Below are 18,248 nucleotides of genomic sequence, written 5' to 3' on the forward strand. Positions count from 1 at the left end.
CGAAGGCTCAGTTGGACCGAGCTTCAGAGCGCGAGAGCCCCTGCAGCGAAGCGATGACCTGTTCGAGCGGCTCGATACTTCGAGTCGTCTGACACACCGCCACTGCACCTTCGACCGACGTGATCGTCAGGTTTGCCATCGATTTTGCCTGCGCTGCAGGATAACCCGCAGTTTCGAGTTGCGATTCGATCAACTTCTGCCAACCCAGCATGACCTCAGCCGACACTTCCGCGACTTCGGGTTCACTGGCACGCGCCAACCCGCCGGCAATCACCGGGCAGCCGATCGCAAAGTCCGAGCGCGTGAGATTGAGCCGCCAGATGTCTCCGACCGCTTCGATCACGTCGGCTGTGGAACCGGTAGCCGCGGCCGAGCTGATTCGCCTGGTGATGATCGCACCGGCCGCGCGTACGGCTTCGACCATCAGCTCGGTCTTACCGCCTGGAAAGTGATGGTAGATCGACCCTCGGGGCGCGCCACTGTGCTTGATGACGTCACTGAAGGACGTCGCATCGACACCGTTGCGACTGATCAATTCGACCGCACTGCGAATCATGCGATCACGTGAGCTCAGCTCTGCCATGTCACTGATCCTTCGGCCGTCGGTACACCTGTCGACTCATACGCTACGTTATGTATGACGACCTACATAGTGATGGGATGAAACAATGAGTGACGAGACAACCGCGACCGTCGACCCGGCGCAGATGACAGGCCTCGAACTTCTCCGCTGGATGGGGACACAGGTCAACGACCGGCCCAGCATCGGACGCCTCCTCGGCATGGAGATGCGCGAGGTCAACGAAGGATCCGTGAGCTTCGCCCTGACCCCGCGCGCCGATTTCAGCAACCCCCTCGGCACTGTCCACGGCGGCATTTGCGCAACGCTGCTCGATTCGGTCATGGGCTGCGCGGTACACACGATGCTTCCGGCGGGCGTCGGATACACGACCCTCGCACTCAAGCTCAACTACATCCGCACGGTGCCTCTCGACGGTGACGAACTGACAGCCCACGGCAGTGTCATTCATGTGGGTGGGCGTACCGCGACCGCAGAGGGCAAGGTGCTGGACAAGAACGGCAAGTTGGTGGCACACGGAACTACGACGTGCATGATTTTTCGCTGAGCCGACGGAGGATGGCGAAAATGTAGCCGCGCCCGACGTGAGCAGGGGGCGAGTGTCGATGTACGATCGGCTCGTGACCCTGCTCACTGCGCACCTCTGGTGGCCCGACCGCTGACGGTCAGCCGCAACTGCGTGCTGCCCGGACCGATATCGGGTGGTCCAGCAGGCTCCTCTCAGGATCCCCGATCCGGCAAATGCCGTACGCGTCGTCGCTACGACCGCCAAGATCAGGTACCGAATCCACGAAGGAGAGTTAGTTGACCACCACCCCACTCAACCGTTCGCTCGAGCCTTTGGGCGTCTCCATCCCGTCGAAAGTGCCGACGCACTGGTACAACCTGGCGGCTGACCTCCCCGAGCCTGTTCCCCCGCACCTGCATCCGGGCACGCGTGAGCCGCTCGGCCCCGAGGACTTGGCGCCGCTGTTCCCGATGAACCTCATTGCGCAGGAAGTCGCAACCGAGCGCTACATCGAGATCCCGGAGACGGTTCGCGAGATCTACGGCATGTGGAGGCCCTCTCCGCTGTTCCGTGCGCATCGACTCGAGCGTGCTCTGGGCACACCTGCTCGCATCTATTACAAGTACGAAGGCGTCAGCCCGGTCGGTTCACACAAGCCGAATACTGCTGTCGCGCAGGCGTACTACAACGCAATCGAAGGAACCACCAAGCTGACCACCGAAACCGGTGCGGGCCAGTGGGGTGCGTCGCTGTCGTTCGCGGGTGCGCTGCTCGGACTCGACGTAGAGGTGTGGCAGGTTCGCTCCTCCTTCGATTCGAAGCCGTACCGACGCATCCAGATGGAGGCGTACGGCGGAGTCTGTCACCCGTCGCCTTCCGACCTGACGGAAGCCGGACGCGCACTGCTGAAATCGCATCCCGACACCACAGGCTCGCTTGGTATGGCGATCAGTGAGGCCGTCGAGGTCGCTGCGCAGGATCCGAACACGCACTACTCACTCGGCAGCGTGCTGAACCACGTCATGCTGCACCAGACCGTGATCGGTCAGGAAGCAATGGTTCAGCTCGAAGAAGCCGGCGACGCCGTCCCCGGCACCGTGTTCGGTTGCGCCGGCGGCGGTTCCAACCTCGCGGGACTCACCTTCCCGTTCCTGGGACGAAACCTTCGCGAAGGCACCAAGACTCGTCTGGTCGCCTGCGAGCCATCGGCATGCCCGTCCCTCACCCAGGGCGAGTACCGCTACGACTTCGGTGACGTCGCCGGTCTGACGCCGCTGCTCAAGATGCACACTCTTGGCAAGGACTTCGTTCCCCCGGCCATCCACGCCGGTGGCCTCCGCTACCACGGTATGTCGCCGATGGTCTCGCATGCGGTCAACCTCGGCCTCATGGACGCGATTGCCGTCGATCAGGACGACGCACTCCAGGCCGGTCTGATTTTCGCCCGCGCCGAAGGAATCATCCCGGCTCCGGAATCAACCCACGCGGTTGCCGGCGCCATCGCTCACGCCCGTGCCGTCACAGAACCCGAGGTGATCGTGATCGGACTGTCCGGCAACGGTCAGTTGGATCTGCCGGCGTACTCGCCTTACGTCTGACACTGTCGGTGTGGTGGTCTCGTGTGTACGAGGCCACCACACTTCGTCACACCGATCACGATCCCTGGTCGGATCCCAATTCGTCGACCGAACCGACAGAAATCGAACTTGCCCGGCCCTGACGCGACAGGCAGTGGCTCGATCTCGAGGCACGGATCAAGTCAGCCACCTCCGAAACGAACCGATCAGTTTGCTCGATCGGTTACGGTCTTTCGATGCAGCTTCGGTTGAAGGAACACTGGAAACTGATCGCCCTCGGACTCGCGTTGATCGTGGCAATCGCTTTCATCGTCGTATCGGCACTCTCAGACTCGAACGAGGTTGCATCGCCGAAGACAGGCGGTCCGATCGTCGAACAGGGTGTTGTCGACGTGGACCTCTCCGATCCTCCGCAGCAAGCCTGGGAACTCGATGTCCGAGCGCTCACGGACAACCCGGGTGACGTGCTGCTGTCGATGCCTTCCACGCTCGATAGCTACTACGGCTACGGCAACACGTACCAAGTCGGTGATGTGCTGGTGGCCGCGACTGCTTATCCGCTTCCCAAGACCGACGAGTCTTCGTCGAGTCAGGGAGTCGGTGCCGTCACACTCGTCGGGGTGAATCCCGACGACGGAAATCCGCTGTGGAAAACGCGAATCGGCGGAGTCATCGGCCAGTGCAGTCAGCAGAACGAATCCACGATCATCGCGTGCTGGGGCGATCGACGGATGATCTTTGTCGATACCGCGACCGGAACTCTGATGTCCGACCTCGGTACCGACTTCGATCTCAATGGCGCCACCATCACAGGAGACACCGTGTACACGTCCGGCGAAAGGACGGACGGAACCGTTCGAACGCGAATTCTTGCCAGCGGCACCACAACCAATTTGACGGCCAACTTCGTGCGTACCTTCGAACCAAGTGAGAAGTTCGGAGCCGTCTACCCGGTCCCTCACACCGACACTGTCATTGCCATGGAACAGGGCGACGGCGGGGACCCACAGTACCGCTATCGAATCTACGATCTGCAGTCCGGCGCAGAACGATTCCGATTCGAGGGTGATTCGCTTGCTCCGGCCGGGAACGGATTGTTCCTCACCAGTGTCGGCGGCAGGTCGGGATATGCAGGAACCCAAAACCTCTTGGCTTCCGACGGATCCACGATTCGTGCGATACCGATTCCCTCGTACTCATCGTCGTCCTACCCGAGCAAGCCCTCGACGGCGATGCCGATGTTTCTCGGCGACGGCGCCTACGACCCGAACTCCGGTGACGAACTTTGGCGCAGTTCACAAATCGTCAACACCGCGATGGCCGGGACGGGAAGCGCCATCGCCGCAGTAGTAGGAAAAACAATCCTCGTCACGTCTCCCGAGACCCGCACAATCTCCGGTCTCGACATCGAGAGTGGTCGACAGTTGTGGCAGACACCCTGGCAAGACGCGTACTGGGTTCGCAGCGGGGTAACCGATGGCGACCACTTCGTCTTCAGCGACTACACCGGAATGCATTCGATCAGGGCTCGCGACGGAAAGATGATGTGGTCGGTTCCCCTTCCGCCAGAGGTCGATCCGCGCGGAGTCGTCGTCTCGAATGCCGGCAAAAACGTGTCGTTCTCCTGGCAAAACCATTTCACCATTTGGCGATAGGTCGGCAACATCGCCGATACCGTGTCGTACTGACGAGCCAGCTCAGCAACAAGTAAGCGGATCGACGAGCAGCCATCAATGGCCACAATCCAGTCTTCCGCATTTGTTCAATTTCGGAAGAACGATCTCGAACAACTACACATATCTCCGCGCCTCCAATTTCGGAAAGATCAGACCAGACCTGCAGTGAAGAGGTGCGTAAAAATCGCGACTCACGTATCTGATCCAATCCAACCGTAAAGGGAGCCAACGGGAATGGACGCGAATTCCTCTGTTTGCAGTCAGCAACAAATAGTCCAGTTTGCGCGTAACCATCTACGTACCGGGGGACCGAGCTCAGACCAAATTCGTCGTCATTTCGGTTTGCACAAACGCGCGTTCTTCACGCAGCTCGACACCCATCTGGACGATTCTGCACTTTCAATGCCCGAAAAAGTTGCACTCCGCCGCATCTGCCGACAGGAAGACAGAAGATGCCCGATCACACGTATGAACGTCTCAGCAGGTCAAGTTGGCCCACCCCGGCCGATGTGCGACGCGCTTCCTTTCCCACCCCAGAACCATCCCGCTTGACGATCGAAAGCCGCGAACTACGTTGAGCCGCTGAATTCTTCCGCAGTCCCCTCTTCTTGGTTGGGATCATCGGAGATCTAACAACCGCGCGACTTTCAGACTCAAATGCAATGCCAACCGGTCGTCGCCGTTTGCCAAGTCTGCGCGTGTAATCTCCTGAATTCGCCGCAAACGATAGTACAAGCTCCCTCGATGCACACAGAGCGCCTCGGACGTTCGCTTTACGTCACCGGCATTGTCCAAAAAGCTCTCCAGCGTCGCGAGAAGAGCCTCGCTTTTTGAGTCCTCATGGCTGAGCAAGGACTGCAAACCTGAGTGAATACTGTTCTCGAGTCGATCCTCCGACAGTTCGGCCAGAAGTCCGTAGACGCCGAGATCCCGATAACGCACAACATTTCCGAGCACCTTGACGACCTGGGCTACGTCTGCAGAACGTCTGGACTCTTCGTAGGATTCGCGCACGTCTGCAACCGAGGTTCGCGGTTCACCGATACCAACCCAACATTCGATGTTCTGGCGCCCACTTTCAGACAAGACTCGTTCCCGGGCTGCCACGATCAGCGAGTCCAGATGGGTTTGAGTCGAGCGTTCGGCCACCGATACGATCAACAGACTGTGGTCGGGGCGGTCGAGTTGGATTGCACTGTTCCGCGGGAGCCTCCGCCGAAGCTGATCGACGCCGACGGCAACACTCAGACGATCTCTTTCGGTCAATGTCGACCGGTCCACGGGGCGGAGCAACATCGTCACCGCGACTGCTGGACCCGCAACCATCAAGCCCTCATCAGCCAATCTGCTTGACGCGTCCTCGCGCAGCGACCGCTCGCCCGACAGCACGTCTCGAGTGAGTTCCCGCTCCCGACTTCGGGACAACTCGTCCAGCAACTGTTCGCGATGAAGGATCATCGCCGCCGCATCAGCCGTGTGCCTCAAGACCTCGGCCTGATCCTCGTCAACTTCGCCCTCTGAAATCAACAGCCAGACGAAGCCCAGCAGCGCATTGCGGTATCGGATCGGCATCCCGACCCGGCCAAGGGTCAGCCCTAGTTCTTCGTTGACGGGAACAGTGAAGAGATCGAGGGCCTTGCGGCCTCCACTCGCGTAGATGAAGTCCACAATCTCGCGTGAAACATTCCGCTGTAGAACCGAATTCATTCTGACTGAATCGACAGCGCTGTCGTGCGAGTTGTACGCGAGTAGACGGATCTGGGCGTCATCGATTGCAACGGAACGGTCCAGTCGACGCCCGGTAGTATCCACCAGATGCTGTAGTTCTCCAGCCATGGTCGAACTGTACGAGTCAAACTCTCCGCTTTGCAACATATGACCAAATTCGTCCGCGACAATTTGAACAAATGACAGTGATGCAACTAACTTTCGCGCCATAAGCTCGCTACATGCCGAAGCACATGAGAACCGGAACGTGTTCGTTCGGCCAGCGACCAGGCATACCCAGCACCGACTGGTTGCACGACAGCGACGAGATTCGTTGCAGCCGTGCGATTTGCATTGAGGACCGAAGCCAGCCGACGCGCTCTCGCGCGAGAAAACGTCGTCCCTGATCCGGAATCGATCGCAACCTCCGGTTCGCCAGATCAACGTGGGTCCGGTCGGCCTCTTCGATTTCGCATGCCCCCCGAACGACATCGACCACCTTGACGTCGCAAAACCGTTGCCATTCAGCATATCCCGAGAGGAATCATCATGACCGGCACAGCAAATGCTCCTGTAGAGCATCAAATCGAGACTTCACCTGGACGTCGATCGGCGCGCCGTAGAGCCCTGATTGCCGGCGCGACAGGCAACATCGTCGAATGGTTCGATTTCACAATCTACGGTTTCACTGCCGCAGTTCTCGCGACAGTGTTCTTCCCTCCGGAGTTCGGCAGTGGCGCACTGCTTGCCACCTTCGCTCTTTACGGAGTCGCATTCTTGGCCAGACCTGCCGGCGGCATATTCTTCGGAAGACTGGGTGACCGCCTCGGCCGACGGAGGTCACTGTCCCTGGCAATTACGCTCATGGGCTGCTCGACAGCGGCTATCGGCCTCCTACCGACATATGCTTCGATCGGTGTCGCCGCACCGCTGTTGCTGCTGCTCTGTCGCTTGGTTCAAGGATTCTCAGCCGGTGGCGAATACACCGGAGCGGCAACCTTCGTCGTCGAGCATGCGCCGTCCCACCGCCGAGGCTTGTACGCAGGGATAATCAGCTCTTCGTCATTCGTCGGCAGCATCTTGGCCACGGTCACAGTCTTGTCATTCAGCTTGGTCGGCGCTGAGCACTTCGCCGACGGAGGATGGCGCTGGCCGTTCATCATCGGAGGCGTTGTCGCCATGGTGGGTCTGTTCATGAGGCTTGCCGTCGAGGAGACTCCGGCGTTCAAGGAAATGCAAGAAAACGATTCCCTTCCCACTCGCCCACTCGCAGATCTGTTCCGCAATCACTGGCGGACTCTGCTCACGTCCTTCGTGTACTTCGCCTCGCTCGGTGTCGTTACTCATATGCTGCTCGGTTACATGCCGACATTCCTGGTTATTTCAGCCGATGTTCCGAGCACGGTTGCCCTGCTGATGACAACCGGCGCTTTGGTTCTCGCAGTCCCGCTGTTCATCTTCTTCGGCGCCACAGTCGACCGAATCGGCCGGAGACCTCTCGTCAGAATCGGCATGGTGATGTCAGTTTTCGTATCGGTACCCAGCTACCTGCTCATCGGCACCGGGAATGCTTTCGCGATTGCCGTTGCCCTGGCCGCTCTGGTCGTCGCGCTCTCCCTACTTGCTTCCGCTTTGCTGGTAATTCTCGAAATGATGCCGACGCGCGCGAGATTCACCGGCACGGCAATCCCTTATAACGTTGCGTATGCACTCTTTGCAGGAACTGCGCCTCTGGTGTGCGCGTCGTTGGTCAATGCCACAGGAAGCAATCTGTCCCCGGCCTTCTACGCAACCGCCATCGCTTTGATCGCACTTCCCATTCTGTGGCGAGGGATTCCGGAAACGAAAGACTGGTCAGCCACGCAGGGCAGTGCGACGAAGTAATTCTGACAATGGGCGCGCCATGGGTGCGATTCTTTGCGCAGCTGTCGATAGCGTTCCGACGGCCGCCGAGCGAAAGTTGAGGATGACGATCTTCTGGGCCTCCAGGTGCGAAATCAAGCAAGGCAGAGCCCATTCCGAGAAGTTGGGGTACGGCTCTCCGGAGGAGGTCGAAGTCGTCAGGCTTACCAAGAACCCAAGCTCGCCAGTCGAAGAGATGCGCTTTCGATCTGGCGCAGTCACAAGAAGGAGGGGCCGAAAGTGCCTACCAACAAGACCGACGCAGTTGTGGTCGGAGCTGGAGTAATCGGCAGCTCCATCGCCTACGAATTGGCCGCTAGAGGCTACGAAGTCCTGGTCATCGACAAGTCTGGTGGTCCGGGCTACGGCTCGACCAGTGCATCCAGTGCGGTTATCCGGTTCAACTACTCCACATTCGACGGTATGGCTGCGGCTTGGGAGTCGCTGCATTGCTGGCAGAACTGGAACGCGCATCTCAACGCGAGAGTCGACGGTGCGCTTGCGAAGTTTCGGCAATGCGGGATGGCGCTGCTCGATGTCGACGTCGCACCTCACGCGCGCACGATTGGACTATTCGAAAAGATCGGAATCGACTACCAGCTCTGGGATGCAACGACACTCGTCGAAAAGATTCCCGGCATCGACTCCGGCAAATACTATCCGCCGAAGCCCGTCGACTCGGAGTCGTTCTTCGCAGATACGACAACCACGCTCGGTGCGTTGTACACACCTCAGGCGGGGTTTGTCGACGACCCGCAACTGGCCGCCGCGAATCTTGCTGCGGCAGCTCGTTCGCATGGTGCGGTTTTCACTTACAACACGCGTGTAGTGGCAGTCGAGCAGTTGGCTGACGACAGCTGGCAGCTAGGGCTCGACGACGGGGAAATTGTGAAATCCAAGATTGTCGTCAACGCTGCCGGCCCCTGGTCGGGAGCATTCAACAATCTGTCGAATGTCGGGTCCGACTTCAAGGTTTCGGTTCGGCCCTTGCGTCAGGAAGTCCATCACGTCACCGCACCCACTGGGTACAACGACGGCGAGATCCTCGGCCCGATGATCGCCGATTTGGATCTCGGAACCTACATGCGAGCCGAACCCGGAAACGGCTTCCTTGTCGGCGGAACCGAACCGGAGTGCGATCCGCTCGAGTGGATCGACGATCCTGACACCGCGAACCCGAATCGCACTGTTGCCCGGTTCGAAGCGCAAGTTTTCCGCGCCGCCAGACGTTTCCCCAGCTTGGAAGTCCCGTCACAACCGAAAGGTATTGCCGGCGTGTACGACGCAGCATCTGACTGGACCCCGATCTACGACAAGACAGACAGACGAGGGTTCTACGTCGCCATGGGCACCAGCGGAAACCAATTCAAGAATGCGCCCATCGCTGGACGCCTCATGTCGAGGATCATCGACCAGGTGGAAGCCGGACACGATCACGACGCTGATCCCGTGACCTACATCGGAATGCACACCGGGCTCGAAATCAACCTCGGCGCATTCTCCCGGCTTCGGGCACCCAATGCCGAGTCGACCGGGACAGTAATGGGTTAGAAGTGTTGTCCGGCTTGGAGAATCGATAGCCGCGACAACTGAATAGACACGGTTGTGGGTGTCCACCACGTGGTGGACACCCACAGCCGACTTCTTCTTCCACGGAATCGACGGAAAATCGACGATCGAACGTGTCAGCGTGGACATCGTCTCCGGGACGAGCAGCTACCGTGCATGGCATTTCTTCAAGTAGCTCAGGAACGATGCCTGCAGCCCGGTGACGTGCGTCTCGTGCAACAACGCGGTCGAAACATCCTGCGACCGCCCCTTGCCGTGCAGCTCCTCCACGACAGCGAGAACGTTTCGTGCCAGTCCGCGGTAGATCGGAATGGGCCCCGTCAGTTCGGCTTCGTTCAGCGTGACGTGCAATTGCGGTACAACTGAGCCCACGCCACGCGTTGGCAGGGTCTCGACCATTGTGTGGATCTGGCTGTCGGCGTTCACAACTCCGGGGCTACCCGCACCGAAGGTCGCGAATGGAGTCGCGTCACGTAGCCATGAGTAGAGCGCGAAAAGACCTCCGTAGGAGTAACCGAAAAGGCCGTGCCCGGACTCGCTGACGCGCAGCTTCGACGAGCACAGGTGAGGGTGGAGTTCGTTGGTCAGGAAGGCGAGGAAGACGTCCGCATGGGTGTCTGCGAGCTCCTCGAGATATGCGTCTACGTATTCCTGGGTCATTGCACCGGAGTCGCGAGCCGCGGCAAGAGTAGCCACCATCTCGGCGCCTACCGGTTCCCCCGGCGGCACGAGATCGCGGTTGCGTAGCCGTGCCCAGTTGGCGGCTTCCTCACCGGCATAACCGACACTGACCTGAATGTACGGTGCGATTGTCAGATACGGGTCTTCCTGCGTGACGATGAGTGGGGCGGTCAGACCCACAGCCCAGTTGCCGTCCATCACGTAGATCAGCGGTAAGGGATCCGTGGAGTCCGCGTAGCCGGGTGGTGTGGTCACCCAGACGCCGTAGCGGTGCCCCGATTTCGCCGTTATTTCGAAATACTCCGTGTCTGCAAAACATCCGTGCAGCATTGCGCTCATCGAACCTCTCCCTTCACTACCTGGCCGGATTTCACGACGAGTACAGCCATGTCCGGATCGGCGAACACCTTGGCGTCGCAGAGCGGATCTCGTCGCCAGGCGACCATGTCCGCCTGCATTCCGACGCGGATAGTCCCGACGGTCTCGCCGATACCGAGGATGTCGGCGTTGACGCTGGTGGCCGACACGAGTGCGTGCATCGGCGACTCCAACTCGGCGCGCAAGCGCAACTCCTCGCCTCGGCGCTGCTGGTGCGGCCCGATGAGGTCCGAGCCCAGGCCGATCCTCAGGCCTGCTGCGCGAGAGACCTCGAGTGCCGAGGCCATGCGCTGACGTACTCCGGCGGCGCGGTCTCGTATTGCAGGGTCCAGGTCCATGCTCGCGGTGTCCGTCAACTGCTCCACCACGGCGAAGGTGGGGACCAGAGCCACGTCGTGCTCGCGCATCAGCTGGGCGGTCTCCGCGTCGATGTCGGTGCCGTGTTCCACGCACCGGACTCCCGCCCGCACTGCGTTGCGAATGCCCGCATTGTTGTGCGCGTGCACCGTGACGTAGGTGCCGCGCGACGCTGCCTCTTCCACTGCCACGGAGATTTCCTCGACGGTGAACTGTGTGTCGGTGAGGCGGTCGTGGCCTCCGACGACACCGCCGGTGACGCACAGCTTCAGGAATGTTGCGCCTCGGCGGAACGACTCGCGCACGTTGCGTCGTAGCTCGTCGGCGTTGCCGGACATCAAAGACAAGGCGCAGAGCCCGGGGAGGTGATGCATGTTCCACAGCTCAGTCGGTTCCCACGAAGCCCCGTAGTAGCCGTGCCCGCCGGTCTGGCACTGCACCGGACCACACGAGAGGACACGCGGACCACGAACCTTGCCGCTGGCGATGACGTCGACGACTCCGCCGTCGATGCCACCGACGTCTCGCACCGTGGTGAAGCCTGCGTCGAGGGCCTGGCCGGCAGCGCCGAAGATGTCCGCAGCGAGTTCGGCCGCCGAGAGCTCAAACCCGAATTGCCGTCGTATCGGGCTCGAAAGGCCCAGGTGGACATGGGCATCGATGAGCCCCGGAGTCAGAAGCATGCCGTCGAGGTCGACTGTCCTCGCACCCGACGGCGCCTGTCCGATCGCGGTGACAATGCCGTCGCTCACGCACACGTCGACTTCGACCGGGTCGGTGCCCGATCCATCCGCGACCTTGCCGCCGGCAAACCATACGTCAGTCAAAGGGACCTCCCGAGCATGAGAAAACCTCTTTCCTAAACACTGGTGAATTCGATATGCGGTACCGTACTCAACAGTGGTGAACCCGTCAATGGAGGTAACGTGAGATCGCCGGTTGGGGAGGGTCGAGAGCGACTGTTACAGGCACTGTTCGACGAGTTCGGTGAAACCGGCCCAAGTCCGAAGCTGTCGATGCGCCAAGTAGCGGAGCGACTCGGAGTGCACCACACGCTGCTGACTTATCACTTCGGATCACGACCGGGTCTCCTCAGCGCCGTGCTGTCGGAAGCGCGCCGCCGTGACAACCTCGTCATCGCCGCGATGGGCAAAGATCTCGGATTCGCGGCCCTGTGCAGGGCGATCTGGAGCTTTTACTCGAACGCCGAGCACGAAGACCGAAGCCGCACCTTTTTTCACCTGGCCGGACTTGCGGTCTACGAGCACAACGCATTTCAAGATTTCGCCGCCGACCTCGACGAATTGGCCCACCTCCTCGAAGCAGCAGCCCTTCGCGACGGATTCACCGTGGTGGATGCACAGCAGCAGAGCGTCATTGCAACCGCATGTCTGCGAGGACTGTTGCTGCAGAGGTTGCTCACCCCTGATGCCGAGGTCGACGCCGCAGCCGAGCGCTTCATCACCTCGTTGACCACGACCATTACCTGAGGCCCCACAACCGATCACCCTCGTTCGAAATCACCGACGCGGGGCCGTTTACCATGGGCTCGCTCATGTTTCGGCGCGAGCCGGGTCTCTGATCCCCGGTTGAGTGGTGGCCGATCGCCCTTTCGACATCTGTACGAGCGAACTGCCGAAAGATGCGACAAGTGAACCTATCTCGGCGCAGTAGACACACGACATCATCGACAAGTCCGATGATTCACGCGAGATACGAAAGTCAGGATCAGATTGTGACCATTACCTTCCGCGCCGCAGAGTTGGACAGCGCAAACGGGATCTTTCAACAAGCACTGCTTGGCCAACCCAGCGCCGAACCACTCAGCGGAGACATCATCACGCGCGCTGACGTCGAGTTCACCAGCGACGACGGGCGCATTCAATCCGGAGTCTGGGAGAGCGAACCAGGAAAGTCGCGGTGGGAGTTCCTCACCCGCGGCGAGATCATCACCATCGTCTCCGGCGCCATGACCGTGGAGGAGGACGACGGCGATCCCGTACATCTCGTTGCCGGTACGAGTGCAATCTTCCCAATCGGATGGAAGGGTATGTGGACGGTCACCGAGACCGTACGCAAGGTGTTCGTCGTATACAACGTATGACCAAGGGAAACCGCAACATCCGACGTTCACGGCCCGTCGTACGGTCGGATCTCACGACGCAGCCCACTTGCCCTGAGTACTTGACGCTGCACTCCCGCCCGCACGGAATCCTCGGTGCCGATTACTCTCACATGGTTTCTGGCGCGAGTGATCGCCGTGTACAACAACTCCCGAGTCAGCAGTGACGACGCCTCGGCCGGCAGCATCACCGATACCGTGTCGTACTGGCTACCCTGGCTCCGGTGAATCGTCATCGCGTAGACGGTCTGCACCGACGAGAGTTGGCTCGGGTGGATCAGAAACGCATCACTCCCCCGCTGGAACGCGGCAATGGGAACGCCATCCTCACGCTGCACGATCACACCGGCATCCCCGTTGTAGATCTTTGCCTCGTAGTCGTTGGCCGTCACCAACAGGGGTTGGCCCGGATACCACCTCGTCGGGTCCAGGAATTGCCCTGATGCCGTGCCGACCCACTCCATCGCCTGCTGCGCCCACCTCCCGACACCGTACGGTCCGTCACGGTGGGCGCACAGAAGGCGGTGCGATTCCAAGCCTTTCAGCGCGCCGATCGCATCACCCACTTCCGCCGACGCCGTCACCACCTCTGAACTCGCAACGATGTCGGCGCGCAATGCGTCGACGTCCTCGGGAGAATGGAAGGAGACGGCGGGATCACCGCTGCGCAGGATACGCAGAACCTCAGCGGAATCTCCCGCTCGAACTGCCCTGGCCAACGACGCGATGGTTCCGTCGAAGCGGCGCCCGCGTGAGAGTTGAATGATCCCGCCCCGCAGACGATCCTGCTCGTCCACACTCAGTGCCTCTTCGGCCCCGGTTGCCGCGAGATCGTCACCCACCAACTGTGACAGCGCCGGATTTCCACTGACTTCTACCGGGCGGGCGACAAGATCAGCAAGAACAGCGCCGGCGTCGACGGAGGTCAACTGATCGGGATCGCCGACGAGCAGTAGCCGGGCATCGGGGCGAACGGCTTCGAGCAGGCGCGCCATCAAGGTGAGGGAGACCATCGACGTCTCGTCGACGACGACCACGTCGTAGGGAAGTCTGTTGGTCGCATTGTATTTGAAACGACTCGAACTCCCCCGCTGCCAACCGAGTAGCCGGTGCAAGGTCATGGCCGCGAGTTCTTCGGGAAGGCCAAGGCTCGCGGTCTGCTCACGTACGGACTCTTGTAGACGTGCTGCGGCCTTGCCCGTCGGCGCTGCCAACCCGATGCGAGCATTCGAACCCAGTTCCTCCGACAGGAGAGCGAGAATACGTGCGACCGTATGGGTTTTGCCGGTTCCGGGCCCACCGGCGATGACCGTCGTCCACTGTGTCGCGGCGAGAGCAGCGGCTATTCGTTGACGATCAGGGGCGGAGGTCGGCCCGTGCTCGTCGACGAACAACGAATCCAGGCGCGTTCGGACCGCTTTCAGGTCGGCGGGCGGCCACGTGGACGCACGCTCGTCGAGCACTCGCCGAATCGTCTGCTCCTGCAGAAAGTACCGATCGAGGTAGAGAAGCTCACCGTCGTCGGTGTCGACCAACCGGAGCGGTCTGAGAGGTCCGGCGTTGCCGCCGATCACCAGAGGGCTCAGCCGAAGGGCGGCAACGATCTCCGACGGTTCGGGCCACGGCAACGACGCAAGTTCGTCTTCCGTCGCATTGTCGACGCTCACATCACGCATCCGTCGGAGATCGAGGCACACCGAACCTGATCGCACGGCCCGAACTGCCAACGCCGCGGCCAGCATCACTTTCTCGGAAGTTTCACCGCCCAGGCTGCACACCCGCGTCGCGACATGGACGTCAGCGGCAAGCAGAACCCCAGCTTCGTTGAAGATTCGCACGATCCCTTTGGCGCGCTGCGCCAATTGCGCCTCGGTCATCGGGTCTTCTCCCCTGCCGTGTTGGATGCATCGAGACCGGCCAGCAGATCCGATAGTTCAACCGTCAGCTGAGCAGGCGGTTTCCATTCGAATACACCACATTCCGGCGGACTGTCCGGGCCGAGCATCCCACGCACGAATTGATACTGCGCTCCTCCGAGATGGAGATGCGGATCGTAGTCGGGCAGTCGCCACCGCAGATACCGATGCAGCGCAACCGAATACAGCAAAGCCTGCAAGGGATAGTGCGAGCGCATCATCTCCGTCGCCATGAGTTCACGCGTGTAGTTGGCAGCCGTCAGATCGCCGCGTCCGAGCCGGTTGGTCTTGTAGTCGACGATCACGAACGACGGGCCCGGGATCCGGAGGACGGCGTCGATACTGCCCGTCAGGAACCCACGCATCGGTGACGTCTCGACGCGGTCGAGATGGTCGGCGTAGGACGCGAGGATGTCGTCGGAGGGAAGGTGGCGCCTCAACAGTTCCGACACTCCGCGAAGTGTGACACTCATCGACACCGGATCGTCGCCTCCGGCCAGTGGGAGTTCGAAATCGAGTTCGGGAAGGCGATCTTTCGGCGCGATCGTTGCCAAGGTTCCGAATCCCAGTGGAGTCTGCATCACCAGTAACAACGCATCCGCGAGTGCTTCGGAGTCGACCTCGGCCGCCCGGACCGAGACCGCCTCCGCGCAGCGCATACCGAGTTCCGCTCTCAGGTCTGAAGCAGCCGTGTCCACCACCTCGAGCACCTCGTGCACCAGCGTGCCGAATGCGGCGCCCGCCGGAAGGCCGTTCATCGGTGAAGCCAGCGCCTCCAGGGGCGAAGGGGTGACAGTCCCGATGTCTACGGAATCCTCTGGCTCGTCGTCCTTTTCGGGATCCTCCACCTCACTGTCGGTGCTCGTGATCGCGTGGTGCGCTCCGGCGGTCAGTGCCGAGTACGACGTACGACGCCACAGAGTGTCCAGGTCGCGATCGAAACGCGCCGCGGCCAGTTCGGTCACTTCCGCGGCCGCACCGGACCACAGGACAGGCGACGGTGGATGTGGACCTACCGGTTCCACCGAGATCACGTCGGACGCTGCTGCCGGCCACGTCGCGAGTCGTGCTGCGGTCGTACCGTCGTCGAGCACCTTCACTACCCGAGCAGGTTCGGCGATGCCGGGCGTACGTCCGAGCATCAACCGGTGCAGTGGCGAGCGGGAGGTCCCGTAGCTGGGTGCCCACCAGAGCACGAGTTGGCACTGTGCTCGGGTCAGCGCCACGTACAGCAATCGTAGTTCTTCGCCTGCTTCCTCAGCCTCCGCAACAGTCTTTCTGGCGTTGTACCCCGGACCTTCCTGTCCACCGACGTCGAGGATGCGGCGCCCATCCGGGTCGTGTAGCAGCTGCGTCGGCGAGTTGAAGCCTCCCACGCTCTCCCAACTGAACGGGACGTAGACGATCGGGAACTCGAGCCCTTTGGTGGCGTGCACGGTTGCGATTTGCACTGCGGCAGCGTCACTGTCGAGGCGACGGCTTCTGTCGGTCGCACTCCCGGACGTCGGATCCTTGATCCGGTCGGAAAGCCAGCGAACCAGTGCGCTCAACCCGAACGCTTCCTCGGTGGCGACGCGACCGAGGAGTTGTGCGACGTGCCGCAGATCGGTGAAATCTCGTTCGCCGGACGGGGCCGCGAGTACCCGCTTCTCCAGATTCGTTTCGGCGGAGATCCTTTCGAACACGGCCGCGAACCCGACGCGTGCGAACAACCCGGAATACGAGCGCAGTTGACCCGCCAGTTCCGCGACGACGTTGTCGCCGTCAGCGTCCAGTTCTTCGGAGGTGCGTCCGAAAATCGGCGAGAGCGCGGTCAACCGGACGCGATCCGACCGGTGCGGCTGCTCGATCGCCTGCAGCAGCCACAGCCACTGCGTCGCACTGGGTGTTGCGAAAACACTGGACCCGCCGGTCAATACGGAAGGTACACCTACGGCATCGAGGGCATCACGGATCATCGCCACCTGCTTGTGGGTGCGCACCAACACCGCGACGTCCCCCGGCTCGACCGGGCGAGGATCACCGTCGACGGCCAAGCGGGCATCGCTGCCCAGGAGCCCGACCACGTCTGCTGCGACGTCGTCCGCGACGCGACTGCGCAGTCTGCCTACAGCCGGAAATCCTGAACGATTGAGCGGTCCGGCTCCGGTTCGCGGCAGATGGCGTACACGCATCGGCACCGGGCCGAACAACCGAGACTTCTTGTGCGAAGCCTCCACTGGATGCGCGACGATGCCTTCGTTGCCGAGTGCGGCACCGCCGTAGAGGTGTTCGAGTGCCGCCAACAACCCTGGATCGCTACGCCAATTGGTGGTCAACTCCTGGTGCGCATCAGCCTGATCGACCGCATCGAGATAGCTCAGAACTTCTGCCCCGCGGAACGCATAGATAGCTTGCTTGGGATCACCGACCAGGACCAGTGTGGTGTGTCCGTGGAAGGCCAACCTCAGGATGTCCCACTGCAGTGGATCGGTGTCCTGGAACTCGTCGATGAGCACGACTTCGAATTTTTCGCGCACCCGACGGCACGCGACGGGACCGTATTCCGGATCGGTCAATACGCCGTGCAACAGCGTCAGGAGATCGTTGAAGTCGCGAATTCCTTTGGTTCGCTTACGTCGCTCGACCTCGAGACGAGCAGCATCCGCGAAGAGGACTCGCTGACCAGGCGCGGTCTCCTCCTCGCCGTCGGGTTCGAGGATTGCCTGACCATCGCCGACTGCGCTTCGGGCAATAGCCAGCGCGTCCTTCATGGAGAACGGTGGAGACGAGTCCGTTCGGCTGTAGCGGCTGAGGTACAAATCCGAAACGACTTCACTGATCAGGTCGTCGACCGATTCCACGAAAGTCGTGTCCGGCTCACGTTCCCCGGCGATACCGAGGCCGTCGAGCATCCGCTGGCAGAAACTGTGGGTGGTCGTGATGGTTCCGGCGTCGAACTCCGCGAGAGCGCGCAGGAGTCGACGACGCCGCACACCGATCTCCTCGTCGTCCGCCGTTGCGAGGTATGCCACCAGATCATCATCCGACCGCCGCGCAGTCTCCGGATCAACCAGTGCTGCAGACACTCCGGCGAACCGTTCTCTTGCACGCTCACGAAGTTCCTGAGTGGCGGCCCTACTGAATGTCACCAGCAGAACTTGCGATATGTCGGCGAGACCTTCGGCAACACAACGAGTCGCGAGTCCGACGATCGCGTAGGTCTTGCCGGTTCCGGCGCTCGCTTCCAACACCGTAGTGCCGGTAGGCAGTGGCCCCAAGAGATCGAAGTCCAC

At 61.1% G+C, this 18,248-nt stretch carries 14 protein-coding genes; 8 read left to right on the forward strand and 6 right to left on the reverse strand.

The genetic code is table 11. The annotated features are described in order from the left end of the window. Positions 1–7: 7 nt before the first annotated feature. Positions 8–583 carry a TetR/AcrR family transcriptional regulator gene (locus I7X09_RS22775; protein WP_095970956.1) on the reverse strand — a complete coding sequence of 192 codons (576 nt, stop codon included), beginning with the start codon at positions 581–583 and terminating at the stop codon, positions 8–10. Positions 584–668: 85 nt separating this feature from the next. Here I7X09_RS22775 and I7X09_RS22780 point away from each other — a divergent pair, with 85 nt between their 5' ends. The 3 genes from I7X09_RS22780 (at position 669) to I7X09_RS22790 (ending at position 4,320) form a co-directional block, all read left to right on the forward strand. Further along, positions 669–1,127, forward strand: a complete 459-nt coding sequence (locus tag I7X09_RS22780) for a PaaI family thioesterase (protein WP_200313796.1) — start codon at positions 669–671, stop codon at positions 1,125–1,127. A 257-nt stretch (positions 1,128–1,384) separates the two neighbouring features. Beyond that, positions 1,385–2,686: a TrpB-like pyridoxal phosphate-dependent enzyme gene (locus tag I7X09_RS22785; RefSeq protein WP_200313798.1), complete on the forward strand. Its 1,302-nt coding sequence runs from the start codon at positions 1,385–1,387 to the stop codon at positions 2,684–2,686. A 215-nt stretch (positions 2,687–2,901) separates the two neighbouring features. Continuing rightward, complete coding sequence (locus I7X09_RS22790) at positions 2,902–4,320, forward strand: outer membrane protein assembly factor BamB family protein (protein ID WP_200313800.1); 1,419 nt, start codon at positions 2,902–2,904, stop codon at positions 4,318–4,320. 639 nt (positions 4,321–4,959) lie between these two features. On the opposite strand, the gene I7X09_RS22795 is transcribed toward I7X09_RS22790, so the two are convergent. Further along, the gene (locus tag I7X09_RS22795) at positions 4,960–6,279 is read right to left on the reverse strand and encodes a PucR family transcriptional regulator (protein WP_234036683.1); all 1,320 of its coding nucleotides are present in this window, start codon (positions 6,277–6,279) and stop codon (positions 4,960–4,962) included. Between the two features lie 318 nt (positions 6,280–6,597). Between I7X09_RS22795 and I7X09_RS22800 the strand changes: the two genes are divergently transcribed. From I7X09_RS22800 to I7X09_RS29615, 3 genes are all read left to right on the forward strand, one after another. Then, positions 6,598–7,932: an MFS transporter gene (locus I7X09_RS22800; protein WP_200313802.1), complete on the forward strand. Its 1,335-nt coding sequence runs from the start codon at positions 6,598–6,600 to the stop codon at positions 7,930–7,932. Positions 7,933–8,190: 258 nt separating this feature from the next. Next, positions 8,191–9,501 carry an NAD(P)/FAD-dependent oxidoreductase gene (locus I7X09_RS22805; protein ID WP_200313804.1) on the forward strand — a complete coding sequence of 437 codons (1,311 nt, stop codon included), beginning with the start codon at positions 8,191–8,193 and terminating at the stop codon, positions 9,499–9,501. Positions 9,502–9,559: 58 nt separating this feature from the next. Beyond that, positions 9,560–9,694: a hypothetical protein gene (locus tag I7X09_RS29615; protein WP_267910365.1), complete on the forward strand. Its 135-nt coding sequence runs from the start codon at positions 9,560–9,562 to the stop codon at positions 9,692–9,694. On the opposite strand, the gene I7X09_RS22810 is transcribed toward I7X09_RS29615, so the two are convergent. Together I7X09_RS22810 and I7X09_RS22815 are read right to left on the reverse strand one after the other, a co-directional pair. Next, on the reverse strand, positions 9,667–10,539 hold the full coding sequence (locus I7X09_RS22810; RefSeq protein ID WP_200313806.1) for an alpha/beta hydrolase: 873 nt from the start codon (positions 10,537–10,539) through the stop codon (positions 9,667–9,669). The genes I7X09_RS29615 and I7X09_RS22810 overlap by 28 nt on opposite strands. Continuing rightward, complete coding sequence (locus I7X09_RS22815; protein WP_200313807.1) at positions 10,536–11,762, reverse strand: metal-dependent hydrolase family protein; 1,227 nt, start codon at positions 11,760–11,762, stop codon at positions 10,536–10,538. The genes I7X09_RS22810 and I7X09_RS22815 overlap by 4 nt, the downstream gene beginning before the upstream one ends. Positions 11,763–11,861: 99 nt before the next feature. Between I7X09_RS22815 and I7X09_RS22820 the strand changes: the two genes are divergently transcribed. Both I7X09_RS22820 and I7X09_RS22825 read left to right on the forward strand, forming a co-directional pair. Next, positions 11,862–12,425, forward strand: coding sequence for a TetR/AcrR family transcriptional regulator (locus I7X09_RS22820; RefSeq protein ID WP_166810715.1), 564 nt, complete (start codon positions 11,862–11,864; stop codon positions 12,423–12,425). Positions 12,426–12,670: 245 nt separating this feature from the next. Then, complete coding sequence (locus I7X09_RS22825; RefSeq protein WP_166810716.1) at positions 12,671–13,039, forward strand: cupin domain-containing protein; 369 nt, start codon at positions 12,671–12,673, stop codon at positions 13,037–13,039. A 26-nt stretch (positions 13,040–13,065) separates the two neighbouring features. On the opposite strand, the gene recD is transcribed toward I7X09_RS22825, so the two are convergent. Then, complete coding sequence (recD, locus tag I7X09_RS22830; protein WP_095970953.1) at positions 13,066–14,934, reverse strand: exodeoxyribonuclease V subunit alpha; 1,869 nt, start codon at positions 14,932–14,934, stop codon at positions 13,066–13,068. Further along, positions 14,931–18,248, reverse strand: coding sequence for a UvrD-helicase domain-containing protein (locus tag I7X09_RS22835; RefSeq protein ID WP_200313809.1), 3,318 nt, complete (start codon positions 18,246–18,248; stop codon positions 14,931–14,933). The genes recD and I7X09_RS22835 overlap by 4 nt, the downstream gene beginning before the upstream one ends.

The organism is Rhodococcus sp. P-2, from assembly GCF_016598535.1.
GTDB lineage: Bacteria > Actinomycetota > Actinomycetes > Mycobacteriales > Mycobacteriaceae > Rhodococcus_F > Rhodococcus_F baikonurensis.